The 16144-nt window shown below is 54.2% G+C and carries 15 protein-coding genes and 1 pseudogene; 13 read left to right on the top strand and 3 right to left on the bottom strand.

Annotated features, from left to right (window positions below):
- The first annotated feature begins 8 nt into the window (after window positions 1-8).
- The 8 genes from BM70_RS0113045 (at window position 9) to BM70_RS0113010 (ending at window position 8690) form a co-directional block, all read left to right on the top strand.
- The gene (locus BM70_RS0113045; protein ID WP_025856410.1) at window positions 9-758 is read left to right on the top strand and encodes an SDR family NAD(P)-dependent oxidoreductase; all 750 of its coding nucleotides are present in this window, start codon (window positions 9-11) and stop codon (window positions 756-758) included.
- 43 nt (window positions 759-801) lie between these two features.
- Complete coding sequence (locus BM70_RS0113040) at window positions 802-1551, top strand: SDR family NAD(P)-dependent oxidoreductase (RefSeq protein ID WP_025856409.1); 750 nt, start codon at window positions 802-804, stop codon at window positions 1549-1551.
- Between the two features lie 48 nt (window positions 1552-1599).
- On the top strand, window positions 1600-2769 hold the full coding sequence (locus tag BM70_RS0113035; protein WP_025856408.1) for an ABC transporter substrate-binding protein: 1170 nt from the start codon (window positions 1600-1602) through the stop codon (window positions 2767-2769).
- A gap of 76 nt (window positions 2770-2845) precedes the next feature.
- Window positions 2846-3721 (top strand): branched-chain amino acid ABC transporter permease, encoded by an 876-nt coding sequence (locus BM70_RS0113030; protein ID WP_025856407.1) that lies wholly within the window; start codon window positions 2846-2848, stop codon window positions 3719-3721.
- Window positions 3722-3723: 2 nt separating this feature from the next.
- On the top strand, window positions 3724-5727 hold the full coding sequence (locus BM70_RS0113025; RefSeq protein WP_025856406.1) for an ATP-binding cassette domain-containing protein: 2004 nt from the start codon (window positions 3724-3726) through the stop codon (window positions 5725-5727).
- A gap of 2 nt (window positions 5728-5729) precedes the next feature.
- Window positions 5730-6452, top strand: coding sequence for an ABC transporter ATP-binding protein (locus BM70_RS0113020; RefSeq protein ID WP_025856405.1), 723 nt, complete (start codon window positions 5730-5732; stop codon window positions 6450-6452).
- A gap of 25 nt (window positions 6453-6477) precedes the next feature.
- Complete coding sequence (locus BM70_RS0113015; protein ID WP_025856404.1) at window positions 6478-6780, top strand: DUF1330 domain-containing protein; 303 nt, start codon at window positions 6478-6480, stop codon at window positions 6778-6780.
- Window positions 6781-7046: 266 nt separating this feature from the next.
- Window positions 7047-8690: an acetolactate synthase large subunit gene (locus BM70_RS0113010; RefSeq protein WP_025856403.1), complete on the top strand. Its 1644-nt coding sequence runs from the start codon at window positions 7047-7049 to the stop codon at window positions 8688-8690.
- 234 nt (window positions 8691-8924) lie between these two features.
- Here BM70_RS0113010 and BM70_RS0113005 read toward each other — a convergent pair whose 3' ends face one another.
- The gene (locus BM70_RS0113005; RefSeq protein ID WP_025856402.1) at window positions 8925-9827 is read right to left on the bottom strand and encodes a LysR family transcriptional regulator; all 903 of its coding nucleotides are present in this window, start codon (window positions 9825-9827) and stop codon (window positions 8925-8927) included.
- A 345-nt stretch (window positions 9828-10172) separates the two neighbouring features.
- On the opposite strand from BM70_RS0113005, the gene BM70_RS0113000 reads away from it, so the two are divergent.
- The 4 genes from BM70_RS0113000 to BM70_RS31240 all read left to right on the top strand — a co-directional run bounded on the left by BM70_RS0113000 (window position 10173) and on the right by BM70_RS31240 (window position 13481).
- Complete coding sequence (locus tag BM70_RS0113000) at window positions 10173-10862, top strand: nitroreductase (protein WP_025856401.1); 690 nt, start codon at window positions 10173-10175, stop codon at window positions 10860-10862.
- Window positions 10863-11296: 434 nt separating this feature from the next.
- Window positions 11297-12139, top strand: a complete 843-nt coding sequence (locus tag BM70_RS0112995) for a fumarate hydratase (RefSeq protein ID WP_025856400.1) — start codon at window positions 11297-11299, stop codon at window positions 12137-12139.
- A gap of 10 nt (window positions 12140-12149) precedes the next feature.
- On the top strand, window positions 12150-12713 hold the full coding sequence (locus BM70_RS0112990) for a fumarate hydratase C-terminal domain-containing protein (RefSeq protein ID WP_025856399.1): 564 nt from the start codon (window positions 12150-12152) through the stop codon (window positions 12711-12713).
- Window positions 12714-12758: 45 nt separating this feature from the next.
- Window positions 12759-13481: a GntR family transcriptional regulator gene (locus BM70_RS31240; RefSeq protein ID WP_051556754.1), complete on the top strand. Its 723-nt coding sequence runs from the start codon at window positions 12759-12761 to the stop codon at window positions 13479-13481.
- Between the two features lie 73 nt (window positions 13482-13554).
- Here BM70_RS31240 and BM70_RS0112980 read toward each other — a convergent pair whose 3' ends face one another.
- Window positions 13555-13938, bottom strand: a complete 384-nt coding sequence (locus tag BM70_RS0112980; RefSeq protein WP_025856398.1) for a helix-turn-helix domain-containing protein — start codon at window positions 13936-13938, stop codon at window positions 13555-13557.
- 577 nt (window positions 13939-14515) lie between these two features.
- Between BM70_RS0112980 and BM70_RS32340 the strand changes: the two are divergent.
- Window positions 14516-14753, top strand: a pseudogene (locus BM70_RS32340) (IS3 family transposase); the annotation flags it as partial.
- A gap of 511 nt (window positions 14754-15264) precedes the next feature.
- Here the strand turns inward: BM70_RS32340 and BM70_RS32335 are convergent.
- On the bottom strand, window positions 15265-15732 hold the full coding sequence (locus tag BM70_RS32335; protein WP_081782062.1) for a MarR family winged helix-turn-helix transcriptional regulator: 468 nt from the start codon (window positions 15730-15732) through the stop codon (window positions 15265-15267).
- Window positions 15733-16144: the final 412 nt, after the last annotated feature.

The following is a 16144-nucleotide window of genomic DNA, read 5'->3' as shown; positions in this document are numbered from 1 at the left end:
AGATCACCATGTTACTAAAAGGCAAGACAGCCATTATTACGGGCGGCGCCTCACTGAAAGGAATCGGCTGGGCTACCGCAAAATGTTTTACCGAAAACGGTGCACGCGTTGCGCTACTCGATCTCGATCAGAGCGCACTGGACGCAGCGACTGCCGAACTGGGAGGCAATTGCATCGGGCTACGCTGTGACGTTCGATTTCCCGATGCGTGTCAGCAAGCAGTTGAGTCAATCATCAAGACGTTTGGGCAAGTCGACATCCTGATCAACAATGCCGGCGTCAGCCAGCCGTTCAGACTCATGGCCAGCACCATGGACGATTACGAGCTCGTCATGGACGTTAGCCTGCGTGGCGCATTCAACATGTCTCGGGCATTGGTTCCACATCTGCGCGCTCGTCGTAGCGGCGTGATTGTGAACATGGGGTCGGTTGCCGCGCAACGAGGCGGCGGTGTACTGGGCGGCCCGCATTACGCCGCAGCCAAGGGCGGTACGCAGACACTGGCCAAAGCCATGGCACGCGAGTTGGCCCCCGACGGTATTCGCGTCAACGCTATCGCTCCAGGTTTGGTCGATACCGAATTGTTGGTGGGCAAGTTGACTGACGAGGGACGGCAAGCGGCACTGGCCGCCACGCCCTTGGGCCGTCTTGCCCTGCCCAAGGATATCGCCGACGCCTGTCTCTTCCTGTCGTCTGACCTTTCAAGCTACGTGACTGGCGTCGTTCTGGACGTCAATGGCGGACTGCACATTCACTAGCGCTGGAAGCCGGAACGCACTGGCTTGCGAAGGAGATACCGAAATGTTGCTCAAGGATAAAGTGGCTGTTGTAACAGGTGCCGCATCGCTCAACGGTATTGGATGGTCGATCGCCAGGCGATTTGCCGAAGAGGGGGCGAAGATAGTCCTCCTTGATATCGCCGCTGACAAGCTTCAGATGGCGACCGAAACCCTGGGTGAACCTCACCAGGGTTTTGTCTGCGATGTAAGAGATCCTCTGGCGTGCAAAAAGGTGGTCGAACAGACCGTTGCGGCCTTTGGACAGATCGACATTCTGGTCAACAACGCCGGGGTAAGTCAGCCGCGACGTTTGCTTGATATCGATGACGAGGGATACGACCTGGTTATGGATGTAAGCCTGCGTGGGGCTTTCAATATGTCCAGGGCCGTCGTGCCATACCTGCGCAAGGCAGGGCGTGGAAGCATTCTTTGCATGGGCTCGGTTTCTGCACAACGCGGGGGCGGCGTCATGGGCGGTGCTCATTACTCCGCAGCAAAGGGCGGGATTCAGTCATTGGCAAAAGCCCTGGCAAGAGAGCTTGCGCCGGACGGTATTCGCGTCAACGCCGTCGCGCCTGGATTAATCGAGACAGATTTGATCGCAGGGAGGCTCTCCGACGAAAACCGCGAACTTACGCTTACCGCCACGCCATTGGGACGAATAGGTCAGCCAGTGGAAGTGGCCAATGCTTGCCTTTATCTGGCTTCAGATATGGCGAGTTACGTGACAGGCGTCGTGCTCGATGTGAATGGAGGCCTTCATATTCACTGATTGATGCACCACTACACGATTTGAAAACAATAACAATGGAGACAAATCATGCGATCTTTGCTGCGTACGACGCTGGCTGTATCGACCCTGTTGCTCGCCATGGGCTCCATGGCTGCCGAGCCAATCAAAATTGGTGCGCCCGGCCCATACACAGGCGCGTCTTCCCCCATGGGCGTGTCCATGCGTGATGCGATGCGCATGGCGGTAAAAGAAATCAACGATAAAGGTGGCGTCTTGGGGAGGCCGCTCGAGCTCATCGAACGCGACGACGAAGCCAGGAACGAGCGTGGGATTCAGGTCGCACAGGATCTGATTTATAACCAACAGATTGTGGCCGCTGTCGGCGTAATCAATACGGGAGTGATGCTCGCCAGTCAGCGCTTCTACCAGGAATCCAGGATTCCAGTGGTCACTCCGGGTCCTTCAGGCACCGACGTTACCAAACCCTATCTGCCTGACAGCTACATATTCCGGGTCTCGCTCCCCGATCGCATTCAGGCCGAGATGATCGTCAAAGAGGCGGTTGATGCTCGCAAACTCACCAAGGTAGCCATCCTGGCCGACTCCACGAATTATGGACAACTGGGGCGGGCTGATCTTGAGGCAGTCCTCAAGGAGAAGGGGATCGAGCCGGTCGCTGTCGAGAAATTCAATATCAAGGACGTCGACATGACGCCTCAGCTCTTGCGTTCCCGGATGCGAGGCGCCGAAGCCATCCTGACCTACGGGATCGGGCCGGAGCTTGCACAGATTGCCAATGGCATGGCCAAACTCGGTTGGAAGGTTCCCATGATTGGCAGTTGGACGCTGTCGATGCCCAACTTTGCGGAAAACGCCGGTGCCAATGCTGAAGGGGTCAGGATGCCTCAGACGTTTATCCTGGATGGCACGACCGATAAGCGTCGGGCCTTCATCGATAAATACGAGAAAACGTACTCCGTGGCTCGTATCCCGGGTCCGGTGTGGGCGGCTCAAGGTTACGACTGTATCTACATCATGGCCGCGGCCATCGAGCAGGCTGGCTCTACCGATGGCACCAAAATCAAGGAGGCTCTTGAAGACCTTCAAAAGCCCGTCGAAGGCCTTGTGATGACCTACAACAAGCCTTTCTCGAAAACTGACCACGAGGCATTCAAATCACCCGCAGTCGCGGTGATCGGCGAGATCAAGGACGGCCGCGTCGTCTATGCCTACGAATCCGATCGCAATAAACGTTAGTTCCAAGAGCTGACATGCGGGCAGTGGAGACCTCTGCTGCCCCTACTATCGACCCCGGAAAGGGGAGGACATATCAATGGACGGGCTCCTGTTACAGGTACTGCTCAGCGGTATCTCTGTAGGTATGATTTACGCAGTCATCGCCTTCGGCTATCAACTTACCTTTGCAACTTCAAATACTCTGAACTTTGGCCAGGGCGAGGCATTGGCACTTGGCGCGTTGGTCGGCCTCACCCTTTACCCCTATGTCGGGTATTGGGTCGCTATTCCTTTGGTCATGCTGTTCGGTGCCTTGCAAGGGGTGCTGGTCGAACGCATCGCGGTACGCCCTGCGATGAAAATTAAATCTGAGTTTGGCTGGATCATGTCGACGATTGCCTTGGCAATCATCTTTAAGAACGTTGCCGAAAACATCTGGGGCAAGGATGACATGAAGTTTCCTTCTCCGCTTCTTGAAACTCCCCTTCAGGTTGGAACGGCATTTGTGATGCCGATGGAGCTTCTGGTTGTGGCGGGCGCCATCCTGATGATGCTTTCCATCGAATTCTTCAACCGCAAAACGATCTTCGGCAAAGCGGTTGTCGCCACCAGCTCGGACCGGGATGCAGCAGGCCTGATGGGCATCAACACAGGCTCTGTGATCACGTTCTCTTATGCGCTTTCATCTATGACCGCAGCTTTCGCGGGGATTCTCGTCGCCCCGTTGACCTTGACCGGCGCCAGCATGGGGGTCGCGTTAGGGCTGAAAGCTTTCGCGGTCGCAATCATCGGCGGTTTGACCTCGGGTTTTGGCGTCATCGTCGGGGGCATCATTCTGGGCGTCACAGAAACCGCGACAGGCTTTTTCCTGTCTACCGGTTACAAGGATGTTCCGGGACTGGTGCTGTTGCTTATCGTTTTAATGATCAGGCCTGCCGGCATCTTCGGCAGAGCCGCGATCAAGAAGGTGTGAGTATGCGCAAAGTCCAGCTCATCTTTAGTTGCCTCCTGCTGGTTGTGGCCGCTGTATTACCTCAGGCGTTCCACAATCCCTACTACCTCCACCTGGTCGTCGTAATCGGGATCTATGCGGTGCTGCTCTTCGGTATGGACATTCTGGTGGGGTATACGGGCGAAGTGTCGCTCGGTCACGCAGGATTGTTTGCGGTCGGGGCGTACACAGCAGGGCTGATTGCAACGAAGCTCGGATTGCCTTTCTACGTGGCGGTACCCGCGGCCATGGCGGTCACGGCAGTGTTTGGCGGGATGTTAGCTTTCCCTGCTTTGCGGGTTACGGGGCCTTATCTTGCGATGGTAACGCTCGCGTTTTCGACGATCATTTTAATCCTCGTCAACGAGATGGAATTTCTTACCAATGGCCCGCAGGGCTTGCAGGTACTCAAGCCGGTTTTCTTTGATCACAGGCTTACATCTGACGAGTTCTACTACGTCGTCCTGGCCGCAGTCGTTTTGTCCTACATTGCCGTCACCCGAATCCTTCGTTCTCCGCTAGGGCGCGCTTTTGAGGCGCTCAGAGGCAGTCCGGTGGCGGCTGATTGCATGGGCGTCAACGTGTATCGGTACAAGGTGGTTGCATTCGTAATCAGCGCTACGTTCGCCGGTCTTGCAGGCAGCCTGTTCAGTTATTCAGAGGAGTACATCGCTCCCAACGGGTTTGGATTCGAGCTAAACGTACTGTTCCTTCTCGCCCTCATCCTCGGTGGCAGAAAGAGTCGGGTTGGCGCGTTAATCGGTGCGGCCGTGGTTGTGTTGCTGCCCAACTGGCTGTCCGACCTTGCGTTGTTTCACTCTCTGGTCGTAGGGCTGGTGGTCATCGTTGCTGTTTCGGTCGGGCTTGGATTAGCCCGAAAACGCTTCACATCAACTCAGATCGCTATGCCTTGTCTGGCACTGGCTGCGTTCGTGATTTTCGCCTTCAACATCGGCGACATCACCGAACAGCGATTGACGATCTTCGGCTTGATGATGCTTGCGGTGATCTACTACCTGCCCAATGGCGTGATGGGCTTTCTCAAAGCACCGTTCTCAAGGTTCATCACCGAGCAATCCCCAGTCGTCAGCATCACTCGCCCTCGCGCGGTGGCCCCTTGGGACGCTGGCACTTCCATTCCAGTGAGCAGCGAACCGCTGTTTCAAGCCGAAAACATCGTGATGCAGTTCGGTGGGCTCAAGGCGCTCAATAGCGTGAACCTGTCTGTGGCCCGCGGATGCATTCATGGCTTGATTGGTCCCAATGGCTCAGGCAAGAGCACGATGATGAACGTCATCACAGGCATCTATGTACCGATCTCGGGCGCAGCGGTTTTCGAAGGTCAATCGATCGTCGGGCGGTCACCTTCGAAGATTGCATTGGGCGGCGTTGCCCGGACGTTCCAGAATGTTCAGCTGTTTGGTGAGATGAGCGTTCTGGAGAACGTGTTGGTGGCATTCAACCATACGTTCCAGCGTGGTCTGCCAGCGATCCTGTTGAACCTTTCGGGCTATCGGGCTGAGCAGCAAGCGGCCAAAGACAAGGCTCTGAATATCCTGGACTTCATGGGGCTCAAATCACTGCGTAACGAGCAAGCCCGGAATCTGCCGTATGGCAAGCAACGCCTGCTGGAAATAGGCCGTGCCCTTGCGCTTCAGCCCAGGATGCTTTTGTTGGACGAGCCAGCAGCAGGATTGACCGCCCCAGATATTGCCGAGCTCATCCAGATCATCAAAAAAATCAGAGACCATGGGGTGACCGTCGTCTTGATTGAGCACCACATGGACATGGTCATGAGTATCTGCGACACGGTGACCGTATTGGATTTCGGACAGAAAATTGCCGAGGGCAAGCCTGTCGACGTCCAGGCAAATCCGCGTGTGATTGAGGCTTATCTGGGCGGCACAGCGGCAGGGGCCGGGGAGGCCGTGGAAGTGGGGGCCGTCGCACCCAGCACACCGCTTGTTCTTGTTCAAAAAGGGGCCTGACCATGCTTAAAGTCAATAATCTGCATGCTGGTTACGGGAAGATCCAGGTTCTCCATGGCATCACCCTTGAGGTACCAAAAGGGCAGGTCGTGAGCCTGATCGGCAGCAACGGTGCCGGTAAAACCACAACCATGCGAGCGTTGTCTGGAATGATTTGCCCTCAGCAGGGCTCAGTCGTGCTTGGAGACAAGAACATTGCGGGCCTTCCTTCCCACAAGATAGCCAGATGTGGCCTGGCGCATTCTCCAGAAGGGCGGCGAGTGTTCCCGACGCTGTCGGTGGTCGACAACATCACATTGGGCGCTTTCCCTCGGTTCATGCGCAGCAGGCCCAGAGGCAATATTGCTCAAGACCTGGAGCGCGCGCTGGAGCTTTTCCCGCGTTTGCAGGAGCGGCGGCAACAGCTTGCAGGCACGCTATCGGGAGGGGAGCAGCAAATGTTGGCCATGGCACGTGCCGTCATGCTTTGCCCCGAAGTTATTCTCCTTGATGAACCGTCGATGGGCCTTGCGCCGATTCTGGTGGACGAAGTATTTCGGATCATCGAACGGTTGAAGACGACGGGCGTGACGATGCTGCTTGTCGAGCAATTTGCAGCTGCCGCGCTTGAAGTAAGTGACTACGCCTACGTGCTGGAGAACGGACGCATCTCTGTCCATGGCCCGGCAAGCAAGCTGCGTAGCGATCCCGCTGTGCGAGCAGCCTATCTAGGCTCGGCCCACTGATTCCACAACAACAAAAGGTGCTGTTATGCAAAAGAAAGGTTTTATCTACGCTGAGCTGGTCGTGACTGATCCAGACTATTTCTATAACGAATACATGACGCGTGTCGGGCCTGTTCTGGATAAGTGGGGGGCGACGTTTGCGATTGCTGGCGGAGAGCCTGAAGTGCTGGAAGGTGATCGCAACGTTGAGCGAGTGGTGCTGGTTGAGTTCGAAAGCCCTGAAAAGGCTCGCGAATTTTATCATTCTCAAGACTACCAGGATGTGATTGGTTACCGGATTCGGTCCGCCAAAACTGACCTGTACCTGTTGGAAGGAACCGCCTCGTAATGAAATATGGATGCTTATCCTCTCCACGCCGAGGATAAGCATCCTGATCAGTAGACGAGGTGATTAGTATTCTGGCGATAACAGTCTGTATCCACGCGGCGCCTTTCTCGCCTCAGGCGACGGGGCTATCTTGACTACATGGGTTCCGCTTAGGGATACGCACCGTGGGCAAGATCTTTGAATTTCATCGAGTAGTTCTTGGCCCTTATCTAATCATCCCCGGATCGGCCTGATCGAATGGGGTTTACTGAGAATGAGTAAAGACGATGGCGAAGGCTTCGGATGTAGTGGTGCAGTGCCTTGAAAATGAAGGCGTGGAGTATATTTTTGGCATTCCGGGTGAGGAGAATCTCGACCTGCTCGAGTCGCTGAGAAAATCGAGTATCAAGCTTGTGCTCACGCGTCATGAACAGTCTGCCGGGTTCATGGCTGCCACCTACGGACGCTTGACCGGCAAGACCGGGGTGAGTCTGTCAACGCTGGGCCCTGGTGCCACCAACCTTATCACCGCAGGCGCATATGCCTATCTGGGTGGTATGCCGATGTTGATGATTACCGGGCAAAAGCCTATCAAGAAGTCCAAACAAGGTCGTTTCCAGATACTGGACGTAGTTGGCATGATGCAACCGGTGACTAAATACACTCATCAACTTGCTTCGGCCGACAACATACCGTCCCGCGTGCGTGAAGCCTTTCGGTTGGCAGAAGAGGAGAAGCCGGGCGCTGTGCATCTGGAACTGCCGGAGGATATTGCCGACGAGCAGACCGAGAGTACGCCACTTCCACCTAGCCTAAGCCGCCGGCCGCTGGCGGAGCACAAGTCGATCTGCGCTGCGGTAGACAAGCTTCGCAATGCCCGCAGCCCTATTCTGGTGATCGGCGCGGGCGCAAACCGCAAAATGACAGCGAACGTGCTCAAGCAACTGATCGACAAAACCGGCATTCCGTTCGTGACCACACAGATGGGTAAGGGCGTAGTGGATGAGCGCCATCCGCAGTTCCTCGGCAACGCTGCGCTGTCTGCCGGCGACTTCGTTCATCGGGCCGTCGAGGCGGCTGACCTGATCGTCAATATTGGGCACGACGTCATCGAGAAACCTCCGTTTTTCATGGTTCGTGGGGGGACTGAGGTCATTCATATCAACTTCCGCTCCGCGGAGGTCGATCCTGTTTATTTCCCCCAGATCGAAGTAGTAGGCGACATTGCTAACGCGGTGTGGCAGATCAGTGAAGCGCTGGACGATACTTCCCACTGGGAGTTCTCTCGCTTACTTGCGATACGCGAGGCGAATGAAGCCCAGATCGCCGAAGGCGCGGACGACGGACGCTTTCCGATCTACCCGCAGCGTCTGGTCGCGGATGTGAGGAGGGCGCTGCCGTCTAATGGTATTGTTGCGCTGGATAACGGCATCTACAAAATCTGGTTTGCCCGCAACTACAAAGCCCACATGCCCAATACCGTGTTGCTCGATAACGCGCTGGCCACCATGGGGGCAGGTCTTCCTTCTGCGATGGCCGCATATCTTGTTTATCCTGACAAACCCATCGTTGCTGTCTGCGGCGACGGCGGGTTCATGATGAATAGTCAGGAACTGGAGACCGCCGTTCGCCTCAAGATGAACCTCACGGTGATTATTCTTCGAGACGACGGCTACGGGATGATCCGATGGAAGCAATCGAATATGGGGTTCACCGATTTCGGCCTTGATTACGGCAATCCGGATTTTGTCCAGTACGCCAAGGCCTATGGGGCGCATGGTCATCGCATTGAAAGCGCAGAAGGATTTCTTCCATTGCTGCTTGAGTGTTTGAGTACTCCGGGCATGCATGTGATCGACTGCCCTGTTGATTATTCCGAGAACGACGCCATCCTCAACCATGATCTCAAAAAGCGTGCGGCGCTCGTCTAAGTCGACTACTTGGCCGCAATGAGCACAAGTCAAATACTTGTGCTCATTGTGTAATAAACAAAAAATGCCCGACTTTATAGATAGCGGGGCATTTTGTTGCGTTTCGGATCAGGGCTTATATCTGATGGATCGAGCGCTGTAGCTTGCAGGGATGACCCAACGTGCATTGCCAGTGATTTACACCGCTTCAACCAAATGAGCTTACGAAGCTCGGCTTGAATGCGGGTGAATCAATTAGGCTTTTAGGACTCGATCCTGAAACAGTGCTGAGAGCCAATCCATGAACGCCCGTACCTTCGGTGACCGGTATTTACGGTCGGTCAGAAGTAGAGAAACAGGTTTGGGAATGGTTTTGAGGTGAGTCAGGATCTCTACCAGTTCGCCCGAATCGATATGTGGCTGTAGAGAGGGCCGCAGGCCTTGCAAGATTCCCAACCCCGCCAACCCACAGCTTAAAAATGCCTCGGAGTCATCCACTACAATCCCGCTTTTGAGCGTCATCGATACGCCCTCACCATCGCCCTGGAATTTCCAGGGCATGATTTGCCTGCGGTGATCGATCAGAAAATTGACCGCCAAGTGATCCGCCAGGTCTTCGATTTCCATTGGCACGCCGTGCTGTTCGAGATACGCAGGCGCGGCGCAAGTGACCATTGAAACGGTGCCAATCCGACGCGCTATGAGGCTTGATGAGTCCAGTTCGCCCAGCCTGACCGCGCAATCCACACCTTCAGCAATCAGGTCAATTTGGTGATCTGTAGAGCCGAGAATCAGCTCAATCTCAGGATAGAGTTCGCGAAATCCGGGAAGAGAGGGAATGATGAGGGCTTTTGCCAGTGCCACGGGAACATCCACGCGTAGCTTGCCCCTGGGGGGACGGTCAGGCGAGAACCACGCGATTGTATCGGTGAGATCTGTCAGTAACTGCTTGCAGCGGCCGTAAAATTCTTCCCCCTCGGGCGTCACATGAATCCTGCGGGTCGTGCGATGGAGAAGCTGTACATTGAGTTCCTGCTCAAGATTCTGGATGGCCTTGGAGAGCGCAGGGCGGTGAAGTCGTAATGACTCGGCAGCGCGCGTGTAGCTACCTTGCTCCACCACGGCGACATAGATTTCCATTGCCTCGATCATGTTCATTTTTAAGGTCTTCAACTGCGAGTTTTGACTGGACACTGACCAGGTACGATTTCGTCCTGCCAAGCAACGCATTTCTCATCCAACGGCGTCTCAGTTGCCCGTGTCTGAGGGCTTTTAGCACACATTTAACCCAAAAGCCCGACACCGAACCTCCCAAAATGACGCAATGATAAGTATCGGTATGCGAGGGTGGCTTTCTCGCGACGTTCTGATCCTGGTTATCTGATCCCATAGTCGGGAACGTGGTCGGTAGGATCGTCATAGATCTTGAACAAGAGCAAACACACATCGCGTTGGTTGTGCTGAAATGCTGCCGGAGCGTCACAATATCTTTTCGGAGGATAAATGTCTGAGCGAACGATGAGTGTGGTTGAAGCGATGAAGACTCGTCGCTCCGTCAGAGCATTCCTGCCTGACCCGATTGAGCGCACTGTCCTTGAAGCCATATTGGCGGAGTCATCGCGAGCCCCCTCCGGTAGCAACATACAGCCTTGGAAAGTGCATGTGTTGACAGGGAATTCTAAAGCCGGCCTGTCGCGCCGGATCCTTACAATCCAGCAAGACCCTGAGCAAGATGCACTCCACACTGAAGAGTTCGCTTATTACCCTAAAACCTGGAAAGCACCTTATATAGAGCGTCGTCGGGCGTTAGGTTGGGGGTTGTACTCCCTGCTCGGGATAGCTCGTGAAAACAAGCTGGCCATGAAGGCCCAGCATGCGCGCAACTTTAATTTTTTCGATGCTCCCGTTGGCCTTATCTTTACTACTGATCGGAGTATGGAGCAGGGGGCTTGGCTGGACTTTGGCATGTTTGTCCAGAACATCATGCTGGTGGCCCGGACGTTCGAGCTCGATACCTGCCCACAGGCAGCTTTCAACCGCTACCACAGAGTAGTGGCGGAACAGCTGAGCCTGCCTGATGACGAGATGTTGGTATGTGCCATGAGTCTGGGATACGCAGATAATACGAAGATCGAGAATACCCTGGCGAGCGAGCGGGTACCGGTGGGAGGCTTCGCCAGATTCCACTCCTGACGACTTCAGATCTCAAGCGATCAGGATCGGGTTTTAGGAGCGCTTAGTCTTCCTTAGCGGTCTGTTGGCGCCGTCACTTTTTCGAGGGGAATATCAGGCAAGTTCCCGCTCAATGATAATCAGCTCGTCCTGCTGCCTGAATCGCGAAATTCTTCACCTTCGGGTAGACAAGATCGTCGTACCTGGCTGTGCCATCTCAACTTAGGCAAGCGCTCCGCCAAGTCACGTTGCGTGACCCAAAGTCCATGACCATATCTGTTTTTCGCCTCAGCGGATGTCGATAGGTACAGCACCTTCTTCAGCAATGGCGATTCAGTGCCACCCAGTATTTCGTTGCTGCGGAACACGGCTTGTATTTTAATAGTTCGCACCATTAATATGTTCGGACTATTAAGGTGGTTTTTCCATCCACCAAGCCTGACCTGAGGTAAAACATGCGTACGATCAAGGTTCAGCAAATCAGCGACGCAGTGGCAACGTTGTGTATCCGGGCATGCCACGAGCTTCCAGACAATCTCATCCAGAGCTTTCATGCCGCAGCGGCACATGAGGTTTCCCCCCAAGGGAAATCGGTGCTCCTGAAGCTGATCGATAACGACAAGATTGCTCGACAGAATCAGGTTTCCTATTGCCATGACACCGGCCTGACAATCGTTTACGCGGAGGTCGGACAAGACGTGCACCTGATAGGCGGTGATTATTCGCAGGCCATTCAAGCGGGAGTACGCAAGGGGTATGCCGAGGGCTACATGCGTAAATCTGTGGTTAGCGATCCCTTGCTGCGCGTCAATAGCAATGACAACACGCCAGCAGTGGTGCACACCGAGATCGTTCCTGGCAGCAATATCAAGCTGACGGTCCTCCCCAAAGGAGGTGGCAGCGAGAACTGGAGCACAATGAAATTCCTGCTGCCCGGAGAAGGGGCTGAAGGCGTCAAAAAGTTCGTCCTGAGCGCAATCGAAGCGGCTGGCGGAGCGGCTTGTCCTCCGCTTACCGTTGGTGTAGGTATTGGCGGCAGCTTCGACAAAGTCACGGCCATCGCCAAGGAGGCAATCCTTCGCGATATTGGCGTTCACCATGAGGAGCCGCACATCGCCGCGCTGGAGCGAGAGCTGCTCGAAGCCATCAACAAGACGGGCATTGGCCCTCAAGGCTATGGTGGAAGTACTACGGCGCTGTGGGTATCCATCGAGACCTATGCGTGCCACATCACCGCTCTGCCAGTTGCGGTGAACATCCAGTGCCACGCTGGCCGTCGCGCCACCATTTCCCTGTGAGGACGCAAGCATGACGATACATCGCATAAGCACGCCGCTGTCCAATGAGGTCGTCGTCCAACTCAACGCAGGGGATGAAGTGCTTCTCTCAGGGGTGATCTACATGGCGAGGGACGCAGCGCATAAACGGTTTTTGGATACTTTGGCAAGAGGGGAGAGTCTGCCGGTCGATATTCGCGGGCAGGTTCTCTTCTATGGGGGACCAGGCCCTACCAAGCCAGGCCATGTCATTGGAGTGGTCGCACCGACATCCGCTTACCGGATGGATCCCTATGCCGTCGAGCTGTTCGAGCTTGGTGTCAAAGGTGCTATCGGCAAAGGTAATCGTGGCCGACAAATGCGTGACTGTTGTCAGGAAAATACCTCTGTATGTTTTTCGGCCATTGGAGGCATCTCGGCAACGCTCTTCTCATGCATAAAATCAGCCGAGATCGTCTGCTACGAGGACTTGAAAACCGAAGCAGTGCAAAGATTGGTCGTTGAGGACCTACCATTGCTGGTCACGAATGACGCCCATGGCCTGGATATGTATGAGGTTCAGGTCGAGAAGTATCGCGCCCTGCTGAATGCTTGATATGAAGGGGTTAAGATGGTCCCCTGAGCACCTCTAGAGACGACCATGCGCTATACAGAACTGGCCAATATTCTGACCAAGAAAATCACCGATGGAGAAGTTGCCATCGGTGAGCAACTCCCCAGTGAGCTTGCGCTTTCCCACGATTATCAAGTAAGCCGCAGCACCGTCAGGGCTGCTCTAGACATTGTCCAGGAACTCGGTCTGGTCACTCGGCGGCGTCGTGCTGGCACCATCGTGACGGCGCATACGCCACCCAACAGCTATACCAAATCCCTGCACAGCATCGAAGATCTGGTCAACTATGCGGCTCACACCGAACGCCACGTAATCGATACGGCGTTGGTGGTTGCCGACGATACCTTGGCGGCAGCATTGGAGTGCAAGCCTGGCACTAAATGGCTGCGAGTTCGCATGCTCCGTACAGAAATCGGCTCTCGGGACCCACTGTGCTGGAATGAGGCTTATATCGAACCCGCCATTGGCGAACGTGTGATTGATGTCATACCCAATGGCACCGGCTTGCTCTGCCATATCATCCTGGATGAAATCGGCATCGCTGTCGCTGATATCAAGCAGACGATAGGGGCAGTGATTGTGGAGGGGGAAACAGCCAGACAACTCTGTATCGCTGACCGTACCGCAGGCCTGCAGATCACCAGGTCGTATCTCGATGATGGTGGCCGAACATACCTGGTTACCATCAACACGTATGCAGCAGAGAAATTTCGCTTTTCGTTTTGGATTCACCGTGCTCATCGGACCTAGCGGTATTGCCGAATTCCAGTACGCTATTCGCAATAGCCGCTCACGGCAACGGCCAGAATGCAAAGGTCTGGAATCAATTCCCGACAGCCGTTGCCCTGATTTTTTCCTCCGGTATCGTCATGCCTCTGCGCTCCAGCCAACCTTTGCCCCAAGTGCTCAAGCCCATCAAAAACGGCTCAAGACTTCGGCCTTCTTCACTCAGGCTATATTCGACTTTGGGGGGGACGACGGCGTAAACGGTTCGTACGACGAGGCCGTCTTCCTCAAGATCCCGTAGCTGCTTGACTAGCAGCCGAGGAGGGATGCCTGTCAACTGGCGTTGAAGCTCATTGAAGCGGTGAGTGCCGTCCAAAAGCAGGTGGTAAAGGATCACTCCTTTCCATTTACCGCCAATGATGTGAAGCACGGCCTCCATCGAGCAACCCGGGGCTGAATCGTAATTGCGTAGCTTGGTCACTGAAAAACCTCAGATGTCTTGCTCTGTGAGGAGTGTCACATAGGAAACGACATTTAAAGCAGCGCTCAATTTATTCATGTGATATTTGCACTTCTGAGGTGGCCTATCCGTGCAGCGAAGTAGTCCAAGGCCCTAATTTTGGCTTTTGGTCGAGTCTGAATGCCGAGTGGATCCAGTGTGGTGCCTGCGGAAATCAATAAATTTGCGGTCGTCCTGTCGATGAGTCCTAGCGCATATATATTCTCGCTGACTAATCCCCGATCTTCCGGCTAGACCAAATAAAACTGGGCTGTAATCCCATTTTCTGTATGGCCGAGGTGTCCAACACAGCTAGCTTTTAGCAATTGCTAGAGTCTCTTAGGGATGCCTGCGTGATGTTGTATAAAAATTTCTGATTGTTATTGCGAGGGTGGAAAAGGCTTAACTATCTACTGAATTCATTGCCATTGGATTCGCGTTATATACCTCGAACATCCTATCCGCTCGACGGGGTGGGGGGGGTGTTTGTTTCTACAGTTTTAATGTACAAAAGTCCGAATTCATAGTGGAATAGGTTTTGGACGCGTCCGCCTTCAGTAAACCCAAAGCAAGAGTTATCGTGCATTCGGATCAGGGTAGCCCAATATGGCAGCGATGACTGGAAGCGTTTCTGTCTGGCCAACCACCTAGAGCCTAGTATGAGTCGTCGAGGAAACTGCTGGGACAATGCCGTGGCGGAGTCTTTTTTCAGCAGTCTGAAAAAAGAACGCATCCGCAAAAGGATCTACAAAACCCGAGACATGGCACGAGCTGATGTGTTTGATTACATTGAAGTGTAAATGCCTACGGGAACGGGGGAGTCCAACGCACGGCTACACAAGCGGTGCGCCTGCTTGAGCTAGTTAAGCCGTGACGGACCGAAGAGCCGAGGCGCTGGACGGACGATTGGCTCCAGATTCTTGAGCAGAAGTCGGGCCTGCGCGATTAGATCGAGTCGGCCCGCAGCCGTACGACATCCTGAATCGGTGGGGCCCCGAACAGGCGTTTGTATTTGTGGAAAAATTTATTCACCACCGACGTGGTGGGGCAAAATTAGGAGCGCCTTAACTGCAGGGGGAAATCAGTTTATTACCAATCCGATCCACGTCGCTGTAAGGGAGGGCTGGTTCGGTAGCGCTCGGGCGTTTCTATACAACTTGGGTTGGGTCGTTGCTGAGTTGTTCGGGGTCCACAGGGGGGGCAAGATGAAATGACTCAGAAACGGTGCGCTTGTCCGGTTGAAAAATGCTTCCAGTGAAGTTCGAATGCATGGCTTTCTTGGACTCGCTCACCTCTCGCCCAGCTCAATCAAGGTGAAGGATCATACTCATTCACGTAGTTCACCTTTGTATGTAGCCGTCCCAACAGATTTATCAGAGTATCAATCTCTTCCGGAGAAAGGTCACTGAGCAGTCTACGCTCTCGTTCCAGCGCAACTTTCAGCACCTGATCATGTAGTTCGTGGCCGCTTTCTGTGAGGCTTACGGTATTGCGTCGAGCATCCCGGCTGTCCACTTGACTGCTAACGTATCCCGATGATTCTAGAGCTTGGAGCGATCGACTTATTGCGCTCTTGTCCAGACCGATAACTTGGCTGATTCTATTGGCCGTAATGTGATTCTCCACGGCTAGCATAGAGAGCATCCGCCACTCCACAACGCCTATCCCAAAGTGTTTTCTATAGCAGCTTGAGGCGCCCGTTGCCAGCTTGTTCGCAAGGAAGGTTAAGAGACCAGGGATGTAACGTGAGAGATTAAGTTTTGATTTTTGGGACATAAGGGGGCACGCCTTGAGAACAAATTGTTCAGTTATATTTGTTGATACCGCAACCAATTGAGGCAAAGATAACCTCTACCACGGTTCCTGTCAGCATGACATGCCGTTCGTTAACCTCAAAAAAAAATTACGGGGTTTTAGCCATGGTCAATCCTGCTTTTGTCTTCGCTTGCCTGCGCTGTCGTACGACGTTATCTCAACTCCCCAAGGCTACGCCTGCCGCTTAACTTATCGAGCTTTCTCTCTTTTACAGCCATTTTGATGTGTGGGGGGAAGTCACGTCCGAGGCCAGGGCTTCAGATCTTTGCCGCATTCATCGGTCGCTGACTCCAGGGCGTACTAACTTCATTTCTAAAGTCGCGCGCTCATTGCGTTTATAAAAAGGAGGACGTATGTCCGATAATAGAGGTGT

Source organism: Pseudomonas sp. CHM02, from assembly GCF_000612585.1.
GTDB lineage: Bacteria > Pseudomonadota > Gammaproteobacteria > Pseudomonadales > Pseudomonadaceae > Aquipseudomonas.
The sequence above is the reverse complement of the archived record's forward strand: the minus strand, read 5'-3'. Positions and strand labels throughout refer to the sequence as shown.